We start from the raw sequence: 15,614 nt of genomic DNA, 5'->3' as shown, positions 1-15,614 counted from the left end.
GCACCACGACCCCGACCCGCGCCGGCCCCCACCCACTTCAGCCTTCGAATGGAGGGCCCCATGCCTTCATCTGTCATGCCCACGCCCAGGCAAGGTGACCGTCACGCCTCACCCGCCGCCATCTCCGCCATCGGTCTGCGCAAGTCCTACGGCGACAAGACCGTGCTCGACGGCATCGACCTGCGCATCCCGGCCGGATCCGTGTTCGCGTTGCTGGGTCCGAACGGGGCGGGGAAGACCACCGCGGTGAAGATCCTGTCCACGCTCATCGCCGCCGACGGCGGGCAGGCCCAGGTCGCCGGCCACGACCTGGCCGGCGATCCGCAGGCGGTGCGTGCCGCGATCGGGGTCACCGGGCAGTTCTCCGCCGTCGACGGGCTGATCACCGGCGAGGAGAACATGCTGCTGATGGCGGACCTGCACCACCTGTCCAAGGCCGAGGGACGGCGGGTGGCCGCCGCGCTGCTGGAACGCTTCGACCTCACCGAGGCCGCCGGCAAGCCAGCCGCCACCTACTCCGGCGGCATGAAACGCCGCCTGGACATCGCCATGACCCTGGTCGGCGACCCCCGCATCATCTTCCTGGACGAACCCACCACCGGCCTGGACCCCCGCTCCCGCCACACCATGTGGCAGATCATCCGCGAACTCGTCACCGGCGGCGTCACCGTCTTCCTCACCACCCAGTACCTGGAGGAGGCCGACGAACTCGCCGACCGGATCGCCGTCCTCCACAACGGCACCATCGCCGCCGAAGGCACCCCCGACGAACTCAAACGCCTCATCCCCGGCGGCCACATCCGGCTGCGCTTCACCGACCCCACCGCCTACCACCACGCCGCCACCGCCCTGCCCGGCGCGGCCCGCGACGACGACGCCCTGACCCTGCAACTGCCCAGCGACGGCAGCCAACGCGACCTGCGCACCCTCCTGGACCGGCTCGACGCCGCCGCCGTCCACGCCGACGAGCTGACCGTCCACACCCCCGACCTCGACGACGTCTTCTTCGCCCTCACCGGCGACACCGCCACCGTCCCCCACCAGCCCACGGAGGCCCTGCGATGAGCACATCGACCCACGCCCTGCGCGACTGCTCCACCATGCTGCGCCGCAACCTCCTGCACGCCCGCCGCTACCCCTCCCTGACCCTCAACCTCCTCCTCACCCCGATCATGCTGCTCCTGCTGTTCGTCTACGTCTTCGGCGACACCATGAGCGCCGGCATCGCGGGCGGCACCCCCGACCGCTCCGCCTACATCGCCTACCTCGTCCCCGGCCTGCTCCTGATGACCATCGGCAGCACCACCATCGGCACCGCCGTCTCGGTCTCCAACGACATGACCGAAGGCATCATCGCCCGCTTCCGCACCATGGCCATCCACCGCGGCTCCGTGATCGTCGGACACGTCATCGGCAGCGTCCTGCAATCCGTCCTCAGCGTCGTCCTCGTCGCCGCCGTCGCCGTCGCCATCGGCTTCCGCTCCACCCACGCCACCCCCCTGGAATGGCTCGCCGCCCTGGCCCTGCTCGTCGGCTTCGCCACCGCACTGACCTGGATCGCCGTCGGCATGGGCCTGGTCAGCCCCAATGCCGAGGCCGCCAGCAACAACGCCACCCCCCTGATCCTGCTCCCCCTGCTGTCCAGCGCCTTCGTGCCCCTGCACTCCATGCCCGGCTGGTTCCGGCCCATCGCCCAGTACCAGCCCTTCACCCCCGCCATCGAGACCCTCCGTGGCCTCCTCCTGGGCACCGGCATCGGCGACAACGGGTGGATCGCCGCCGCCTGGTGCGCCGGCCTCACCGTCCTCGGCTACCGCTGGTCCACCGCGAGGTTCAACAGCACCAGCACCTTCTGATCCGGTGCACGCACCACGGCGGAGGGCCCCGCGCGCCGCGCGGGGCCCTCTGCTCGGATTACGCGTCCCTGCTCAGTCCGTCGTGAGGTGGGTGTCCATCACCGTCACCAACTCCGCCCGCCGTGCCGTCCCCTTGGGGGCCCGGGTCTGGTCCAGCCGGAGCGCGGCGGCGCGGCCGCGCAGGGACAGGGTCATGAGCTGGTTGCCGAACCATGGGCCGCCCGTCTTGCGCCAGCGCAGCGACGGGGTGCCGGCGCGGCCGTGACGGGCGAGGGCGCGGCCGATGAGCCGGGCGGGGCCCGTCCAGGCGAAGCGGAAGGCGAGGCGCATGAAGCCGGGGATCGTGTTGTGGACCGGCGAACAGGTCAGTTGCAGCAGACGGGAGCGCAGCGGCGTGCCGGGCCGGTGGGCCTCGGCGGTGTAGGCGTGGTGGACGTCGCCGGACAGGACGCAGATCGTGGCGGGGGCCTCGGGGGCGTCGGCGGCGTCGGTGAGGAGCCCGGCGAGGGCGTCGAAGGAGTCGGGGAAGGCCGACCAGTGTTCGAGGTCGCCGGCCTGGCGCAGGCGTTCGCCGCGGTGCGTCCAGCGGTGGCCGCGGCTGCCGCCGCAGAGGGCGGAGCTCCACGCCTCCGCGTCGTGGACGGCGTGCGGGAGGAGCCAGGGCAGGGAGGTGCCGATGAGCAGGTGGTCGAAGCTGCCGTCGGGGCGGACGTTCTGGCGCAGCCAGTCGAGTTCCGCCGGGTCGAGCATGGCGCGGTCGTGCTCGTCCAGGACGCGGGCGGCGCGTGAGTCGACCATGAGCAGGCGGGTGCGTCCGAGGTCGCGGCGGTAACTCCAGCGGGTGTGCGCCGGGTCGGCCTCCACGCGTGCGGCGAAGGCGCGCAGGGTCTCCGTGCCGTCCTCGGCGGCGCGCACCGCGGCGAGGAGCTTGTCGGCGGCGAGTTCGGCGGGGGTGAGGTTGCCGAGGTGCTGGTGGACCCAGTACGAGGTGAGGCCGCTGGTGACGCGCTCGTGCCACCAGGCCGTCTCCCGCATGGTGTTGCGCCACGTGTGGGAGGTGTTCCAGTCGTCTATGACGTCGTGGTCGTCGAAGATCATGCAGCTGGGCACCGTGGACAGCAGCCAGCGGATGTCCGGGTCGAGCCAGGACTCGTAGTAAAGGTGGGTGTATTCCTCGTAGTCGGCGACCTGGTCCCAGGGCGGCTCGTCCAGGTCGCGGCGCCGGGCGAGCCAGCGGCGGGTGGCCGCGGAGGTCTCGTCGGCGTAGATCTGGTCGCCGAGCAGCAGCAGGAGGTCGGGGCGGGGCGCGTCGCCGGAGCCGATGTGGTGGGCGAGGGTGTCCAGCGCGTCGGGGCCGATGGGGTCGGGTTCGTCCGGGGGCGGCGCGGCCCAGCGGCAGGAGCCGAAGGCGACGCGCAGCGGCTGTCCGTCCTCCCCGCCGTCCCCGTCGTGCCCGGCGGTGTGGATGGTGCTGGGCGGGTACGGGGAGCCGGGCAGCGGCCAGACCTGCTGCCCGTCGAGGAGGACGCGGTAGGGCGTGGAGGTGCCGGGGCGCAGCCCCGTCACGGTGACGATCGCGTAGTGGTGGCCCGCGATCTGCCAGGTGCGCTCGCTGCCGGTGGCCCCGTCCTCGCAGGCGACGGTCGCCGTGGCGGGGCGGTCCGCCTCGACCCACACGGTGGCCGTGTCCTCGTCCACGTATCTCAGCAGCGGGCCCAGGCGCAGTTCTGCCATGGCGGTCGGCCTTCCCTCCGTCGTCGTGAGTTGTGGACGTCGGAGGGAAGGCGTGAGTTCCCGGCCCCGCCCGGGCCGCGGTCCCGGCGGCCGGGCGGGGCCGGGACGCACCGTCAGCAGCCGCTGAGGACGCTGCTGAGCTTGCTCTTCTCGGCGGAGTCGACCGCCAGGTTGTAGTAGTACTTCACCTGGACCCAGGCGCGCACGTAGGTGCAGGCGTACGCGGTGCGGGACGGCATCCACGTGGCCGGGTCCTGGTCGCCCTTGGCCTGGTTCACGTTGTCGGTGACGGCGATGAGCTGCGGGCGGGTGAGGTCGTTGGCGAAGGCCTGCCGCTGGGAGGTGGTCCAGGCGGAGGCGCCGGAGTCCCAGGCCTCGGCGAGGGGCACGAGGTGGTCGATGTCGAGGTCGGACGCGGCGGTCCAGGTGGCGCCGTCGTAGACGGAGTACCAGCTGCCGCTGGTGGCGGCGCAGGAGGAGTCGGTGACCACGCCGCTGCCGTCGCGCTTGAGCACCGTCTCACGGGTGTTGCAGGCGCCGCTGATGGTGATCCAGTGGGGGAACAGGTCGCGGTTGTATCCGGTGCGGTTCTCGGTGGCGACCCTGAGCGAGGCCAGGTAGGTACGGGCGGTGGCGGCGCTGACGGGGGTGGGGAGCGCCGCCTGGGCGGTGGGGCCGTTCAGGGTCGCGAAGCCGGCGAACAGGCTGGTGAGCGCCACGAGGAGACCCAGGCGTCGACGCGCGTAGACACTGCGCCGCGCGAGAGCACTGCGTATCCGGGACATAGGGAACTCCCTTGGGTGTGGGGGTGTTTGGCCGCTGGAACCGTCGGCCATCCTTCTGCTGGGACGTTTCTGCCGGACGAGCGGCAGGTAACAGGTTGGCGACATGGACACGTCATGTCTAGAGGTCGGACCGCACCGGATCCGCGCCTCCTCCCCCGCGGGCCGGCGCGGGGGACCCGCCCTCACAGGGCGCGCAGCCCGCGGATCACCTCGCGCAGCAGATCCGCGTCGGGCCGCCCGGCGGCGGCCGGCGGCGGGTCCACCCGGGCGAGCCCGGCGTCGACCAGGTCACCGAGCACGACGCGCACCACGGTGACCGGGAGGTCGGCGTCGGCCGCCAGCTCCACCAGGGGCAGCGGCCCCTGACGGCGCAGCAGCTCCAGCAGGGAGGCGCGCGCGTGGTCGACCAGCCCGTGCGCCCGCGGGCCCGTGGGCTCGTCCAGGGCCCGGACCCGGTCCATCAGCGTGAAGGAGCGCTCCGTGTCGGGGCGAGTACGGCCCCCGGTCACGGTGTACGGACGGACGATCGGGCCGGACTCCTCGTCGTACCAGCGGTCCTCGCCGCCCTCGGCGCGCCGGGTCACTCCTCGCCCGGATCGTCCGCCGCGCGGGCGGGAGTGGCCAGGTGCCGTCCGGTGCGCTTGACGAGCAGGCCCATCTCGTAGGCCAGTTGCCCGACATCCGCGCCCGAGGCGCACAGGACCGCCAGGCAACTGCCCTCGCCGGCCGGGGTGACGAACAGGTAGGCGTCGTCCAGCATCACCATGACCTGGCGGACCCCGCCCACCGCGAACGACCGGCCGGCCGACTTGGCCAGGCCGTTGAAACCGGAGCACACCGCGGCCAGATGGTCGACGTCCTTGCCGGTCAGCCCCTTGGACGAGGCCGTCGCCAGCCCGTCCCCGGACAGCAGCACGGCCTGGCGCACGTGATCCGTGCGGTCCACCAGGTCGTCCAGCAGCCAGTCCAGACCCTCGGCGGCCCCGGCGTCCTCGGGATGTGCCGTGCCGGACGGCTCGGCGTCAGTCATGTCCCTGCCCCTCCTTCTCCCGCACCGTCGCGTCCCCGGTTCAGCCCTCGCTGGAAGGCCCCGAAGATCGCCCCCATCTGCTCCGGCGACAGGCCGGCGCCGGTGACCTCGCGCCCGGCCTCCGGATCGTCCGCCCCGGCGCGCAACTGCGGGGCCAGGTTCGCCTGGCGCACCCGTGTGGGCAGCGCCGCCGCCGCGCCGGTCCCGGGAGCCGTGGGCACGGCCGGGACCGGCCCGGGCACCGCCCGCGTGGCCGGCTCACGCCTGCGCCGCGGCAGCGGGCCGGACGGCTCCGCCACGGGCTCCGGCCCGGACTCCGTACCCGCCCCGGCGGTGACGGGCGCCAGCACCGGCCCCGGCAGGAAGACCACCGCCGTGGTGCCGCCGAACGGGGAGCGGGTGAGCGTCACTTCGACGCCGTGCCGGTGGGCGAGGCGGCCGACGACGTACAGGCCGAGCCGTTCGCTGCGCGCCGGGTCGAAGTCCTCCGCGTGCCGGAGCGTGGCGTTGGCCTGTTCGAGCTCGTCGGCGTCCATGCCGAGGCCGCGGTCGTCGATCTCCAGGGCGAAGCCGTGCGCGGCCTCGCCGACCCGCATGGTCACCTGGGTGCGCGGTGGGGAGAACACCGTGGCGTTCTCGACCAGTTCGGCGATGAGGTGGATCAGGTCGACCACGGCCTCGCCGACCACGCCGACCTCCGGCATGGGCGGCACCACCACGCGCGCGTACTCCTCGACCTCCCCGACCGCCGCGCCGACGACGTCGACGATCGGCACCGGCTTGCGCCAGACGCGTCCCGGCGCGGCCCCGGAGAGGATGATCAGGCCCTCGGCGTGGCGGCGCATGCGGGTGGTGAGGTGGTCGATGCGGAACAGCTCGGCGAGCGCGTCGGGGTCGGAGGTGCGCCGTTCGAGGGTGTCGACGAGCTTCAGCTGGCGGTGCACCAGCGCCTGGTTGCGGCGGGCGATGTTGAGGAACAGCGCCGACATCGCGCGCCGCAGGTCGGCCTGCCGGACGGCCGCCTCGACCGCGGCCCGGCGCGCCGCGTTCAGCGCGCGGCCGACCTGCCCGATCTCGTCCGGGCCCGCGCTGTCGGAGCCGTCGTCCTCCGGCCGCCCGAAGGCGAGCGGCGGCGCCTCGGCGGCCACGTCGACCTGCTCGCCCGCGCCCAGCCGCCGGGTCACCTCGGGGAGCTGGCGCACCGCCAGGGTGTCGGCGGCGTCCCGCAGTTCCTCCAGCCGCCGGGTGATCCGGCGCCCGGTGCGGACGGAGAACCAGAGGGACAGTCCCACGCCGAGCAGTCCCGCGCCGCCCGCGGCACCCGCGTACAGCAGCTCCCGCCGGGCGAAGTCCCGGCCGCGGGCGGCGGCGTTCTTCGCCGCGTCGGTGCACAGCAGCATGTACCTGCGGACGGCGTCGTCCATGGTCCGCCGCCACGACGCGCTCACCAGCACCTTGCCGGTGCCGGTCGCGCCGGCCCGGAGCAGGGCGTCCTCGCCCTCGACCAGGGACCGGTAGAGCGGCCCGCGCTCGAACTCCCGGAAGAGGGCACGCGAGTCGGCGGGAAGGGGCGGTACGTAGGTGCGCTGGAAGACCCGGCGGTCCTCGATCGTGGCGGCCAGCCGGCGGAACCGGTCGGTGGTGAAGCCGCCCGCGACCCGTCCTCCGGTCACCAGCGCGTCCTCGTGGGAGACGAACTCGCGCACCCGGACGAGCCCGGCGACGTTCTGCGCCTCGCGGGCCAGCTGCCCGTTCTGCAGGGCGGTCAGGCCGGTCTGCACCTCGAAGGTGGGCAGGACGACGTCGGTGTAGCGGTCCACGGCGCGCGCCCAGTCGATCCGCCCGGCGATGACGTCGCGGCGCAGCGCGGGCAGCCGGTCCACGGCGGCGAGCGCCCGGGTGAGCACCCGGCTCTGGCCGGCGCTGAGGTCACCGCGCTCGCCCCGGTCGCCGATCGCCGCGCGCATCGCGGCGATCACCTCGTCGGTGTGCCGCTGCTGCCCGGTGAGGTCGGCCAGCGCGCTCCGGCTGCTCCCGGAGGCCAGGTACGCGGCGGACAGCCGCCGTTCGACCTGGATCTGGCCGACGGCGGTGTCGACCGGGGTCCCGTAGTGGACGTAGACGGCCTGCAGCCGGATGAGGTCGCGCAGTTCGCCCGTCACCGAGACCACGGCGAAGGTCCACAGTGAGACGAGGACGACGACGGGGATCAGCACCAGGGCGAGGATCCGGGTGCGGATTGTGCGGCTGCCGGGACGGCGACGCATGCACTCTCCAGGCTGCTCGGACGGTGGACAGCCGGATCCCGCCGCGCGGGACACGCTACGCGCCCGTACGACTACGTTCCGCTCGGCGGAACCGGTTGCGCAGTACCGTAGCGACGGCCTCTACCGGTGAGTAGCCGATGGGACGAATCGTGAAGTGCAAGCGCTGTGCCATGGCTCACAGTTGCCGCGGCTTGTGGGCCTTCGGGGCACTTGTCCCCACCGCGGGACGCCGGAGCCGCCCGCGACCCTCAGGAACCCCCGGCCCCCGACGGCACGGCGGAGCCGCCGCCGAACTCGCCCACCGCGTCCCGGACGATCGCGTCCAGCCGGGCGTGGTGCGCGCCGCGCCAGTACGGGCGCTCGCAGACGACGCACTGCGCGAACACGTCGTAGCTGCGCCGGGTGCCGTGCTCCAGCTTCTCCCACACGGTGTCCTTGTCGGCCTCCCGCAGCGGCCCGTTGCACGCCGTGCAGCGCGTCCAGGGCTCCAGGACGGGGGCGAACCGGCCGAGCACGTCGCGCAGTTGCTCGTCGGGCTGGTCGCTGTAGACGTAGGCGCCCGCCCACAGTTCCCGGCGGCGCAGCAGGCCGCGGTCCCGCGAGAGCATCACCCGCCGTTCGGCGGCCGACCGGGCGGCCAGGGCGGGGTCGCCGATGTCCTCGCTCTCGTACGCGGCGTCGACCCCCAGCAGCCGCAACCGCCGGGCGAGCGTGCCCAGGTGCACGTCGAGCAGGAAGCGCAGCGGCGCCCCCGGCACGGACTGCGGCCGCCTGACGGGCTCGACCTCGACGTGCACGCCGGCGACCGGGACGTACGAGACGGGGACCTCGCGGCCGTCCGCCAGCAGCCGGCCGACCTCGGTCAGCGGGACGCCGAGCGACTCCACGACGTGTCCCAGCGTGGACACCCCGTCGGTGACGACGGTGGTCCGCCCCTCCCGTCGTGGCGCCGCGGCGAAGAGCCGCAGCGCGGAGGCGAAGCTGATGCCGATCTCGGGTCCGTTCACACCGCTCACCCGGCCAGGATGTCACCTCGGCGGCGCAGGGCACACGGGGATTTCCCCGGGCGGGTCACACCGCGCCGTGCTCGACGGGGCTCCGGGCGCGGTCCGGCACCGCCTGCCGGGTGGCCACCTTGCGGCCGTCCTCACCGAGCCCCTCGCGCAGGGTGCGGGCCATGTCCGCCATTCAGCGGAACTCGCCCGTGGCCAGGAAGCGTTCGCCCGCGGCCTGCGGCGAGGCCATCGCGCGGATGTGGACGTCCACGAGGTCGCGCACGTCCAGACGGCGCCGGGCAGCACGGGGGTCCGTTACGGGTGCGGCCTGCTGCGGGTGCGGGTTGTGTGCGCCTGGGCGGGCATCCCCCGCCCACCCTCCCTCCCCCCCAGCCTTCGGCCGGGGGGACCCCCATGGGCGCACCCCGCCACACCCCCTCCTGCCGGTTGGGGCGACTAACGGCCGGTGAGGGTTCGGAGAGCGGTCCGGGGTTGCCGCAGGTGCCTTACTGACCCCCCACCGGCCGTCATGCGCCCACACAAGGGGAGGGGGTGTGGCGGGGTGCGCCCGGAAGCGACGAGCGGGGAACCCGGCGCCGAATGATGCGGACGTAAACCGCGAGCGCTGAGGACGTGCGCCGGCGCGGCCCCGACCCAGGCACACGATGCGCAGGCCCGCACTGACCGCGCCGGATGGGGGTCCCCCCGGCCGAAGGCTGGGGGAGGGAGGGCGGGCGGGGGGACGCCCGCCGCAGGCGCAAACAACCCGCACACAAACAACCACCGGGCAGCCCGGCGCAGCCGCCCGCAACCACAACGCACCCGCACACGACCACCGGGCCGCAAGGGGCACCCCGGGTCGGAGGCGCTAGCCGATACCGAGCAGGAACGTCCCGTCGGCGGCGGCCTCGACGCGGACCTGGGCGAGGGTGTCGACGTGGACCGTGGGCTCGTGGGCCGCGGCGCGGGGGCCGACACCGACCACCCGCATGCCGGCGGCCTTCGCGGCCGCGATGCCGACCTCGGAGTCCTCGAAGACCACGCAGTCCTCAGGGCCGAAGCCCAGCTCGGCGGCGCCCTTGAGGAAGCCCTCCGGGTCCGGCTTGCTGGCGCTGACGCGCTCCGCGGTGACCATGACGGCGGGCATCGGGAGGCGGGCGGCCTCCATGCGGGCCCGGGCGAGGGCCTCGTCCGCGGAGGTCACCAGCGCGTGCGGGCGGCCCTGCAGCGCGGCCATGAAGGCCGGGGCGCCCTCGACCGGGACCACGCCGTCGACGTCGGCGGTCTCCTCGGCGAGCATGCGGGCGTTGTCGGCGTGGTTCTCCGCCATCGGGCGGTCCGGGAGCAGCACCGCCATCGTGGCGTAGCCCTGGCGGCCGTGGACGACCTTCATCACGGCGTCGCCGTCGAGCCCGTGGGTCGCGGCCCACCGGCGCCAGCAGCGTTCGACCACGGCGTCGGAGTTGACCAGCGTGCCGTCCATGTCCAGCAGCAGGGCGCGGGCGGGGACGACGGTGGACGGCGACAGCATGGAACTCCCTCGGACGGACAAATCAAGTGGCCCGCCCGCCGGTCAGGGGAAACGGGCGGAGCCACTTTGTTCCTACACGATACAAAACCGTGCGGCGGTTCCGCCAGGGGGGTGCCCGAACGCGGCCGCCGCCGGGGCCGGCCCCGCCTCACGCCCCGCCTCACGGGCCCCGCGGACCTCAGGACGCGTCGCCCGCCCCGTCCACGTACTGCAGCAGTCCGTAGGTGAAGCCGGCGGTCCGGCGGCCGGCCCCCGGCAGGGCCTGGGGGTCGGTGAACTCCAGCCGCCAGCGGGTCGGGGCGTCGCCCTCCAGGGGCCGTGCGGGCGGGAACGCCCGGGCCACCTCGTCGACGGTGCAGGACCACGGCGCGAGGTCGTCGAGGCCCGACAGCTGCGGCCCCTGCTCCCCCGGGGCGCGGACCAGCCACTCGTTCCAGACCGCCCCGCCGCCCGGGGCGCACAGCACCTCGAACCGCAGGGTGGGCCACAGCGGGACCGGCCACAGCAGCGCCGGGCAGGTCAGGTCGCCCACCTTCCGCCGGAGCACCGCCTCGGGCGGCCCGAGCACCGCGCGGTAGCGGCGCTCGCCGCGCGGGAAGCCCTTGGCGTGTCCCCAGGCCTGCCAGCGGCGGTTCGCCTCCCGCATCTCGGTACGGCTCGCCCCGAGCGTGCGCAGCGCCTCCTCCACCAGTTCGGGCCGGTGGTCGGCCATGCGCCGCAGCAGGACGAGCTGGAAGCCCCTGGGGCCGAAGTCGTCGATCGCCACGCCCCCATCCTGCCGGAGCGCCCCGGGGCCGGACATGGCGGCGCCCGCCGCGGGACCTGGTCCCGGGGCGGGCGCTCACGGACGACGGAAGCCGGTCAGCCCCAGCCGTTCCCGTTCCCGTTGCCGTCGGAGTCCGGGTCCGGTGTCGCGCCGGTCTTCGCCTCCAGGGCCGCCCGGGTGTTGGGCCCGTAGACGCCCTGCGGATCGCCCTTGACCCCGTAGAAGAACTGGAAGCGGGCCACCGCGTCGCCGACCTTCCGGTCGAATTCGCCGTTCGCGGGGCCGTAGTAGAGCCGCACCGCCTTGAGACGGTTCTGGAGGTCCACGACGGCGGGTCCGCTGTCACCGCGCTGCAGCGTCGCGGGCGCGGGCGGCGGCGCTGCGGAGCTGGGCGCCTGGGAGACCTGGCCGCTGGCGGACGCCGTCGGCTGCGACGTGGCGGCGCTGGGCGTCGGGGCACCGGTCGTGGCCGAGGCCGAGGCGCTCGCGGACGCGAGCGTGGAGGGGGTGGCGCTGGGCGAGGCCGAGCGCGAGGCGGAGGCCGAGGGCCGCGCGGAGGACGGCAGTTCGACCGCCGGTTCGGAGGCGCCCTGGTCGGGGGCCGCCTCCGTACGGTCCGGCAGGCCGGTCAGCTGGGCGGTGAGGAAGACCGCGCCGACGGCGAGGCCGACCGCCCCGATGCCCGCGCCGGCGACGAGCGCACCGCGGCGGCGGCGATGGGCCCCGGCACGGCGCCTGCTCACGGCACGGGACGGGTAGGGCACCAGTTCACGGGACGCGGCGGCGACCGGCACCGGCAGCCGGTCCGAGGAGACCGTGCCGAGGTCGATGACGTCGGTGTCCTCCTCCGGCTCCGCGGCCCCCGCGGCCTCCTCCGGTGGCACCGGCGCCATGGGCGCGGTCGGCGGGTCCGCGTCCTGCGGTGGGAAGGCCTTGGCGGCCCCCGCCGCCACGGCGGCCGGGACGGCCTCCTCCGCGTCCGCGTACTCCTCCGGTCCCGGCACGTACGGCCGTACCCGGAGGGACTCGTACTCGTGCTCCTCCTGCGAAGCCGGTGATGCCGGCTTGTCAGACGCCACCGGCGCCCCCTCCCCATCCCCTGACAGTCGCAGTGATTATGCAGACCGCGCATGCCCGGTGCCCAGGCGCCTCCGTTCCCGACGGTCGTACAAACGGAGCCAATCTTGTGGAAAGGGTGTGAATATTTATAAGGAAGTGACGTGAACGCGGTACCGGAGCCCCGGTGCCCGAGCGGAACGAGTCCGTATGGCGCAGGACGACACCACTTCCCCCGCAGGGCGGGCCATGGCGGACGGCCCGGCGGAAGTGACCGACAAGCGGTCCGTCCACGTCGCGATCGGCGCGCTCGCGCTCGGTCTGCTGCTCGCCGCCCTCGACCAGACCATCGTCTCCACCGCGCTGCCGACGATCGTCAGCGACCTGGGCGGGCTGAAGCACCTCTCCTGGGTGGTCACCGCCTACCTGCTGGCCTCCACCGCCGCCACCCCGCTGTGGGGCAAGCTCGGCGACATGTACGGACGGAAGAAGCTCTTCCAGTCCGTCATCGTGATCTTCCTGATCGGCTCGGCGCTGTGCGGCCTCTCCCGGAGCATGGGCGAGCTCATCGCCTTCCGCGCGCTGCAGGGCCTGGGCGGCGGCGGACTGATCGTGCTGTCGATGGCGATCGTGGGCGACATCGTGCCGCCGCGCGACCGGGGGCGCTATCAGGGCGTGTTCGGGGCGGTGTTCGGCGCGAGCAGCGTGCTCGGGCCGCTGCTGGGCGGGCTGTTCGTGGACACCCTCAGCTGGCGCTGGGTGTTCTACGTCAACCTGCCGCTGGGCATCGTCGCGCTCGCCGTGATCGCGACCGTGCTCCACATCCCGGTGCGGCGGACCACGCACCGCATCGACTACGGGGGCATGGTGCTGGTGGCGGCCGCGGCGACCTGCCTGGTGCTGATGACCTCACTGGGCGGTACGACCTGGGCCTGGGGCTCCTGGCAGGTGGTCGGGCTCGCGGTGCTCGGCGTGCTGCTGGTCGCGGCCTTCGTCCTGGTCGAGCGGCGGGCCGAGGAACCGGTGCTGCCGTTGCGGCTGTTCCGCATCCGCACCTTCTGGATGTGCTCGGTGATCTCCTTCGTCGTCGGCTTCGCCATGTTCGGCTCGCTGACCTTCCTGCCGACCTTCCTCCAGGTCGTGCACGGCTACTCGCCGACCTGGTCCGGCGTGCACATGATCCCGATGGTGGTGGGCATGCTGGTGGCCTCCACCGCCTCCGGCCAGGTCGTCTCCCGCACCGGCCACTACAAGGTCTTCCCGATCGCCGGGACCGCCGTCACGATCGTCGGGCTGGTCCTGCTGCACCGGCTGGACGAGACCACACCGGTCTGGGCGCTGAGCCTGTTCCTGCTCGTCTTCGGCCTCGGGCTCGGCCTGGTCATGCAGGTGCTGATCCTCGTCGTGCAGAACGCCGTCGGCTACGCCGACCTGGGCGCGGCCACCTCCGGCGCCACCTTCTTCCGCTCCATCGGGGCGGCCTTCGGCGTCTCCATCTTCGGCACCATCTTCTCCACCAACCTCGCCCGCGAGGTCACCGCCGCCCTCGCCGGGCTCACCCTGCCGCCCGGCTTCGACCCGGCGATGATCCAGTCCGATCCGCGCGGCGTGCGGCAGCTCCCGCCGTCCCTGCGCGACCCCGTGCTGCACGCGTACTCCACCGCCATCACCAGCGTCTTCCTGTGGGCGGTACCGGTGTGCACGCTGGCCTTCGTCCTGGCCTGGTTCCTGAAGGAGCAGCCGCTGCGGCGCACCCTCACCGTGCCCGACGCGAGCGAGACGATCGGCACCAACCCCGTGGACCGCTCCTCCCTCGACGAGATCGCCCGCGGCCTGAGCGTCCTCGGCAGCCGCGAGGCCCGCCGCGACCTGTACGTACGGATCACCGCGCTGACCGGCCTCGGCCTCCAGCCCGCCTCCGCCTGGCTGCTGCTGTACATCGCCCGCACCGGCTCGGCCGACCCCGTCGACCTCGCCCTGCAGACCACGGTGCCGTACACGGTCATCGAGGGCGCCGCCTTCGAGGTCGAGGAACACCGCTACGCCGTCCGCCGGGGCAACCCGCTGTACCTCACCGAACGCGGTCAGGAGGTCGTGGCCCTGCTCACCGAGGCCCGCCGCAAGGTGCTGGCCGAACTCCTGGGCGACTGGAACCCCGAACGCCACGCCGACCTGGCCGCCCTGCTCACCCGTCTGACCACCGAACTCTGCGGCCAGGACCAGGACCGCCCCGGCCCCCACCGCCCCGCGGCGTGAGCAGCCGGGGCGGCCGGGACCGGGACGGTCACCGCGGTGACGCGGCGAAGGCGGCGAGCGCGGTGAAGTCGGGCTCGCGCAGGCCGACACGCGGGTCGACGTGGTGCAGGAGTGCCGGACCGGGGTGGTGGGTGGCGACCCAGTCCGTGTCGGCGGGGCCCTGCTCGTCGTCGACCCAGGCGAAACGGCGGCCGGCGGCGTACGCCACGAGCGCCTCGGTCTTCCAGTGCACGAGGTCGGGACGGTGCGCGAACAGCGCGGCGCCGAAGTCGACGTACGGCAGCTCGGGCAGGCCGATGACCGGCGCGATCCAGCGGTTGGCCTCCGCCATCCAGGTGGTGGCCCAGCACAGGTCGAAACCCAGCCCGAGCAGCGCCTCGCCGTGCGCGGGGTTGAGCCACACCCGCAGCGGGCGCGCGGAGACGCCGGGCGCCGGCACCCTCAGCGTGGTGTAGCCCTCGGGCCGCCGGGTGCGCTTGGCCGCGTACGGGTTGAGAGGGCCGTCGACGTCGAGGAAGAGCAGCGGCCGGTCCATGGTCACAGCCTGACGCGCGGTGATCGCAGACGGCAAGGCGGTTTCCCGGGCCGGTGGGCGGCGCCCCGCGGGAACGGGGCGCCGCGCGGGGTCAGGCCTGCTTCGGCGCGGCCTGCTGGACGACCTCGAAGGACCACAGGGTGGACCCGCTGGCAGCCGGCCTGGGCCGCTCCGCACCGCCCTCGCCGCCCTCGCGGTGCGCGGCCTGCATCGGGCCGGACATCCAGTTGCGGAAGTCCTCCTCGCTGCGCCACCGCGTGTAGACGAGGTACTGGTCGGTGCCCTCGACCGGGCGCAGCAGCTCGAACCACTCGAAGCCGTCCGAGCCCTCCACGGCGCCCGCCCGTGAGGCGAACCGCTTCTCCAGCACCTCGCGCTGCTCGGCCGGGACGGTCAGTACGTTGATCTTGACGACGCTCATGTCCCTATCGTGCCAGCCGAAATTCGCGTGCCCCCGGTCAGCCCCGCGTGTCACGCTGCCCGGCGGAATCTGTCGTCCCGAGCATGGAGGAGTGCGCTGTGTCCGAGAGCGGTGCGCATGCGGTGTCGGCCCTGTTCTCGCAGGGACGGCTCACGGTCATCCCGCGCCGGGTGGCGCGGCGCGAGCAGTTGCTGCGGCATCTGACCGAGACCCTCTTCCGGCCGGGGCGGGACTACCACGAGCGCGAGGTCAACGAGGCGCTGCGCACGGTGCACGACGACTGCGCGGCCCTCCGCCGCTACCTGGTGGAAGGCGGCTGGCTGGAGCGGTCGGCGGACGGGACCGCGTACCGCAGGACGCGCTGAGCCGTGGCCCCGCGCGG

15 protein-coding genes are annotated in these 15,614 nt (G+C 73.9%); 4 read left to right on the top strand and 11 right to left on the bottom strand.

All coding sequences use genetic code 11. The features are described 5' to 3' along the window. Positions 1-60: 60 nt before the first annotated feature. Both ABZ312_RS35655 and ABZ312_RS35650 read left to right on the top strand, forming a co-directional pair. Positions 61-1,065: an ATP-binding cassette domain-containing protein gene (locus ABZ312_RS35655; protein ID WP_500439510.1), complete on the top strand. Its 1,005-nt coding sequence runs from the start codon at positions 61-63 to the stop codon at positions 1,063-1,065. Beyond that, positions 1,062-1,856 carry an ABC transporter permease gene (locus ABZ312_RS35650; protein ID WP_500322139.1) on the top strand — a complete coding sequence of 265 codons (795 nt, stop codon included), beginning with the start codon at positions 1,062-1,064 and terminating at the stop codon, positions 1,854-1,856. Before ABZ312_RS35655 ends, ABZ312_RS35650 begins: the two co-directional genes overlap by 4 nt. A 72-nt stretch (positions 1,857-1,928) precedes the next feature. Here ABZ312_RS35650 and ABZ312_RS35645 read toward each other — a convergent pair whose 3' ends face one another. The 9 genes from ABZ312_RS35645 to ABZ312_RS35605 form a co-directional block, all read right to left on the bottom strand. Then, positions 1,929-3,590: an alkaline phosphatase D family protein gene (locus ABZ312_RS35645; protein WP_500322137.1), complete on the bottom strand. Its 1,662-nt coding sequence runs from the start codon at positions 3,588-3,590 to the stop codon at positions 1,929-1,931. Positions 3,591-3,703: 113 nt separating this feature from the next. Beyond that, positions 3,704-4,375: an HNH endonuclease family protein gene (locus tag ABZ312_RS35640; RefSeq protein ID WP_500322135.1), complete on the bottom strand. Its 672-nt coding sequence runs from the start codon at positions 4,373-4,375 to the stop codon at positions 3,704-3,706. A gap of 182 nt (positions 4,376-4,557) precedes the next feature. Next, complete coding sequence (locus tag ABZ312_RS35635; protein WP_500322134.1) at positions 4,558-4,959, bottom strand: DUF742 domain-containing protein; 402 nt, start codon at positions 4,957-4,959, stop codon at positions 4,558-4,560. Next, the gene (locus ABZ312_RS35630) at positions 4,956-5,405 is read right to left on the bottom strand and encodes a roadblock/LC7 domain-containing protein (protein WP_500322132.1); all 450 of its coding nucleotides are present in this window, start codon (positions 5,403-5,405) and stop codon (positions 4,956-4,958) included. The genes ABZ312_RS35635 and ABZ312_RS35630 overlap by 4 nt, the downstream gene beginning before the upstream one ends. After that, a complete protein-coding gene (locus ABZ312_RS35625) occupies positions 5,402-7,672 on the bottom strand; it encodes a sensor histidine kinase (protein ID WP_500439509.1) in 2,271 nt (756 codons plus the stop codon). The genes ABZ312_RS35630 and ABZ312_RS35625 overlap by 4 nt, the downstream gene beginning before the upstream one ends. Before the next feature lie 248 nt (positions 7,673-7,920). After that, complete coding sequence (locus ABZ312_RS35620) at positions 7,921-8,679, bottom strand: Mut7-C RNAse domain-containing protein (RefSeq protein WP_500322393.1); 759 nt, start codon at positions 8,677-8,679, stop codon at positions 7,921-7,923. An 856-nt stretch (positions 8,680-9,535) separates the two neighbouring features. Continuing rightward, complete coding sequence (locus ABZ312_RS35615; RefSeq protein WP_500439508.1) at positions 9,536-10,198, bottom strand: HAD-IA family hydrolase; 663 nt, start codon at positions 10,196-10,198, stop codon at positions 9,536-9,538. Between the two features lie 178 nt (positions 10,199-10,376). After that, positions 10,377-11,000, bottom strand: a complete 624-nt coding sequence (locus ABZ312_RS35610; RefSeq protein WP_500322128.1) for a hypothetical protein — start codon at positions 10,998-11,000, stop codon at positions 10,377-10,379. 59 nt (positions 11,001-11,059) lie between these two features. Further along, entirely contained in the window at positions 11,060-12,043 is a 984-nt protein-coding gene (locus ABZ312_RS35605; RefSeq protein ID WP_500322126.1) for a peptidoglycan-binding domain-containing protein, read from the bottom strand. Positions 12,044-12,230: 187 nt separating this feature from the next. Here ABZ312_RS35605 and ABZ312_RS35600 point away from each other — a divergent pair, with 187 nt between their 5' ends. Further along, positions 12,231-14,276: an MDR family MFS transporter gene (locus ABZ312_RS35600; RefSeq protein ID WP_500439507.1), complete on the top strand. Its 2,046-nt coding sequence runs from the start codon at positions 12,231-12,233 to the stop codon at positions 14,274-14,276. 28 nt (positions 14,277-14,304) lie between these two features. Here the strand turns inward: ABZ312_RS35600 and ABZ312_RS35595 are convergent, their stop codons facing one another. Beyond that, positions 14,305-14,811, bottom strand: a complete 507-nt coding sequence (locus ABZ312_RS35595) for a hypothetical protein (protein WP_499511667.1) — start codon at positions 14,809-14,811, stop codon at positions 14,305-14,307. Between the two features lie 91 nt (positions 14,812-14,902). Next, a complete protein-coding gene (locus tag ABZ312_RS35590; protein ID WP_500322123.1) occupies positions 14,903-15,232 on the bottom strand; it encodes an antibiotic biosynthesis monooxygenase family protein in 330 nt (109 codons plus the stop codon). Positions 15,233-15,315: 83 nt separating this feature from the next. Between ABZ312_RS35590 and ABZ312_RS35585 the strand changes: the two genes are divergently transcribed. Further along, positions 15,316-15,597 carry a DUF2087 domain-containing protein gene (locus ABZ312_RS35585; RefSeq protein WP_500359953.1) on the top strand — a complete coding sequence of 94 codons (282 nt, stop codon included), beginning with the start codon at positions 15,316-15,318 and terminating at the stop codon, positions 15,595-15,597. Positions 15,598-15,614: the final 17 nt, after the last annotated feature.

The sequence above is a fragment of the Streptomyces sp. NPDC006207 genome (assembly GCF_040613835.1).
Classification (GTDB): Bacteria; Actinomycetota; Actinomycetes; order Streptomycetales; family Streptomycetaceae; genus Actinacidiphila.
Note: the sequence above shows the minus strand (reverse complement) of the source record. Positions and strands in the feature narration are given on the sequence as shown.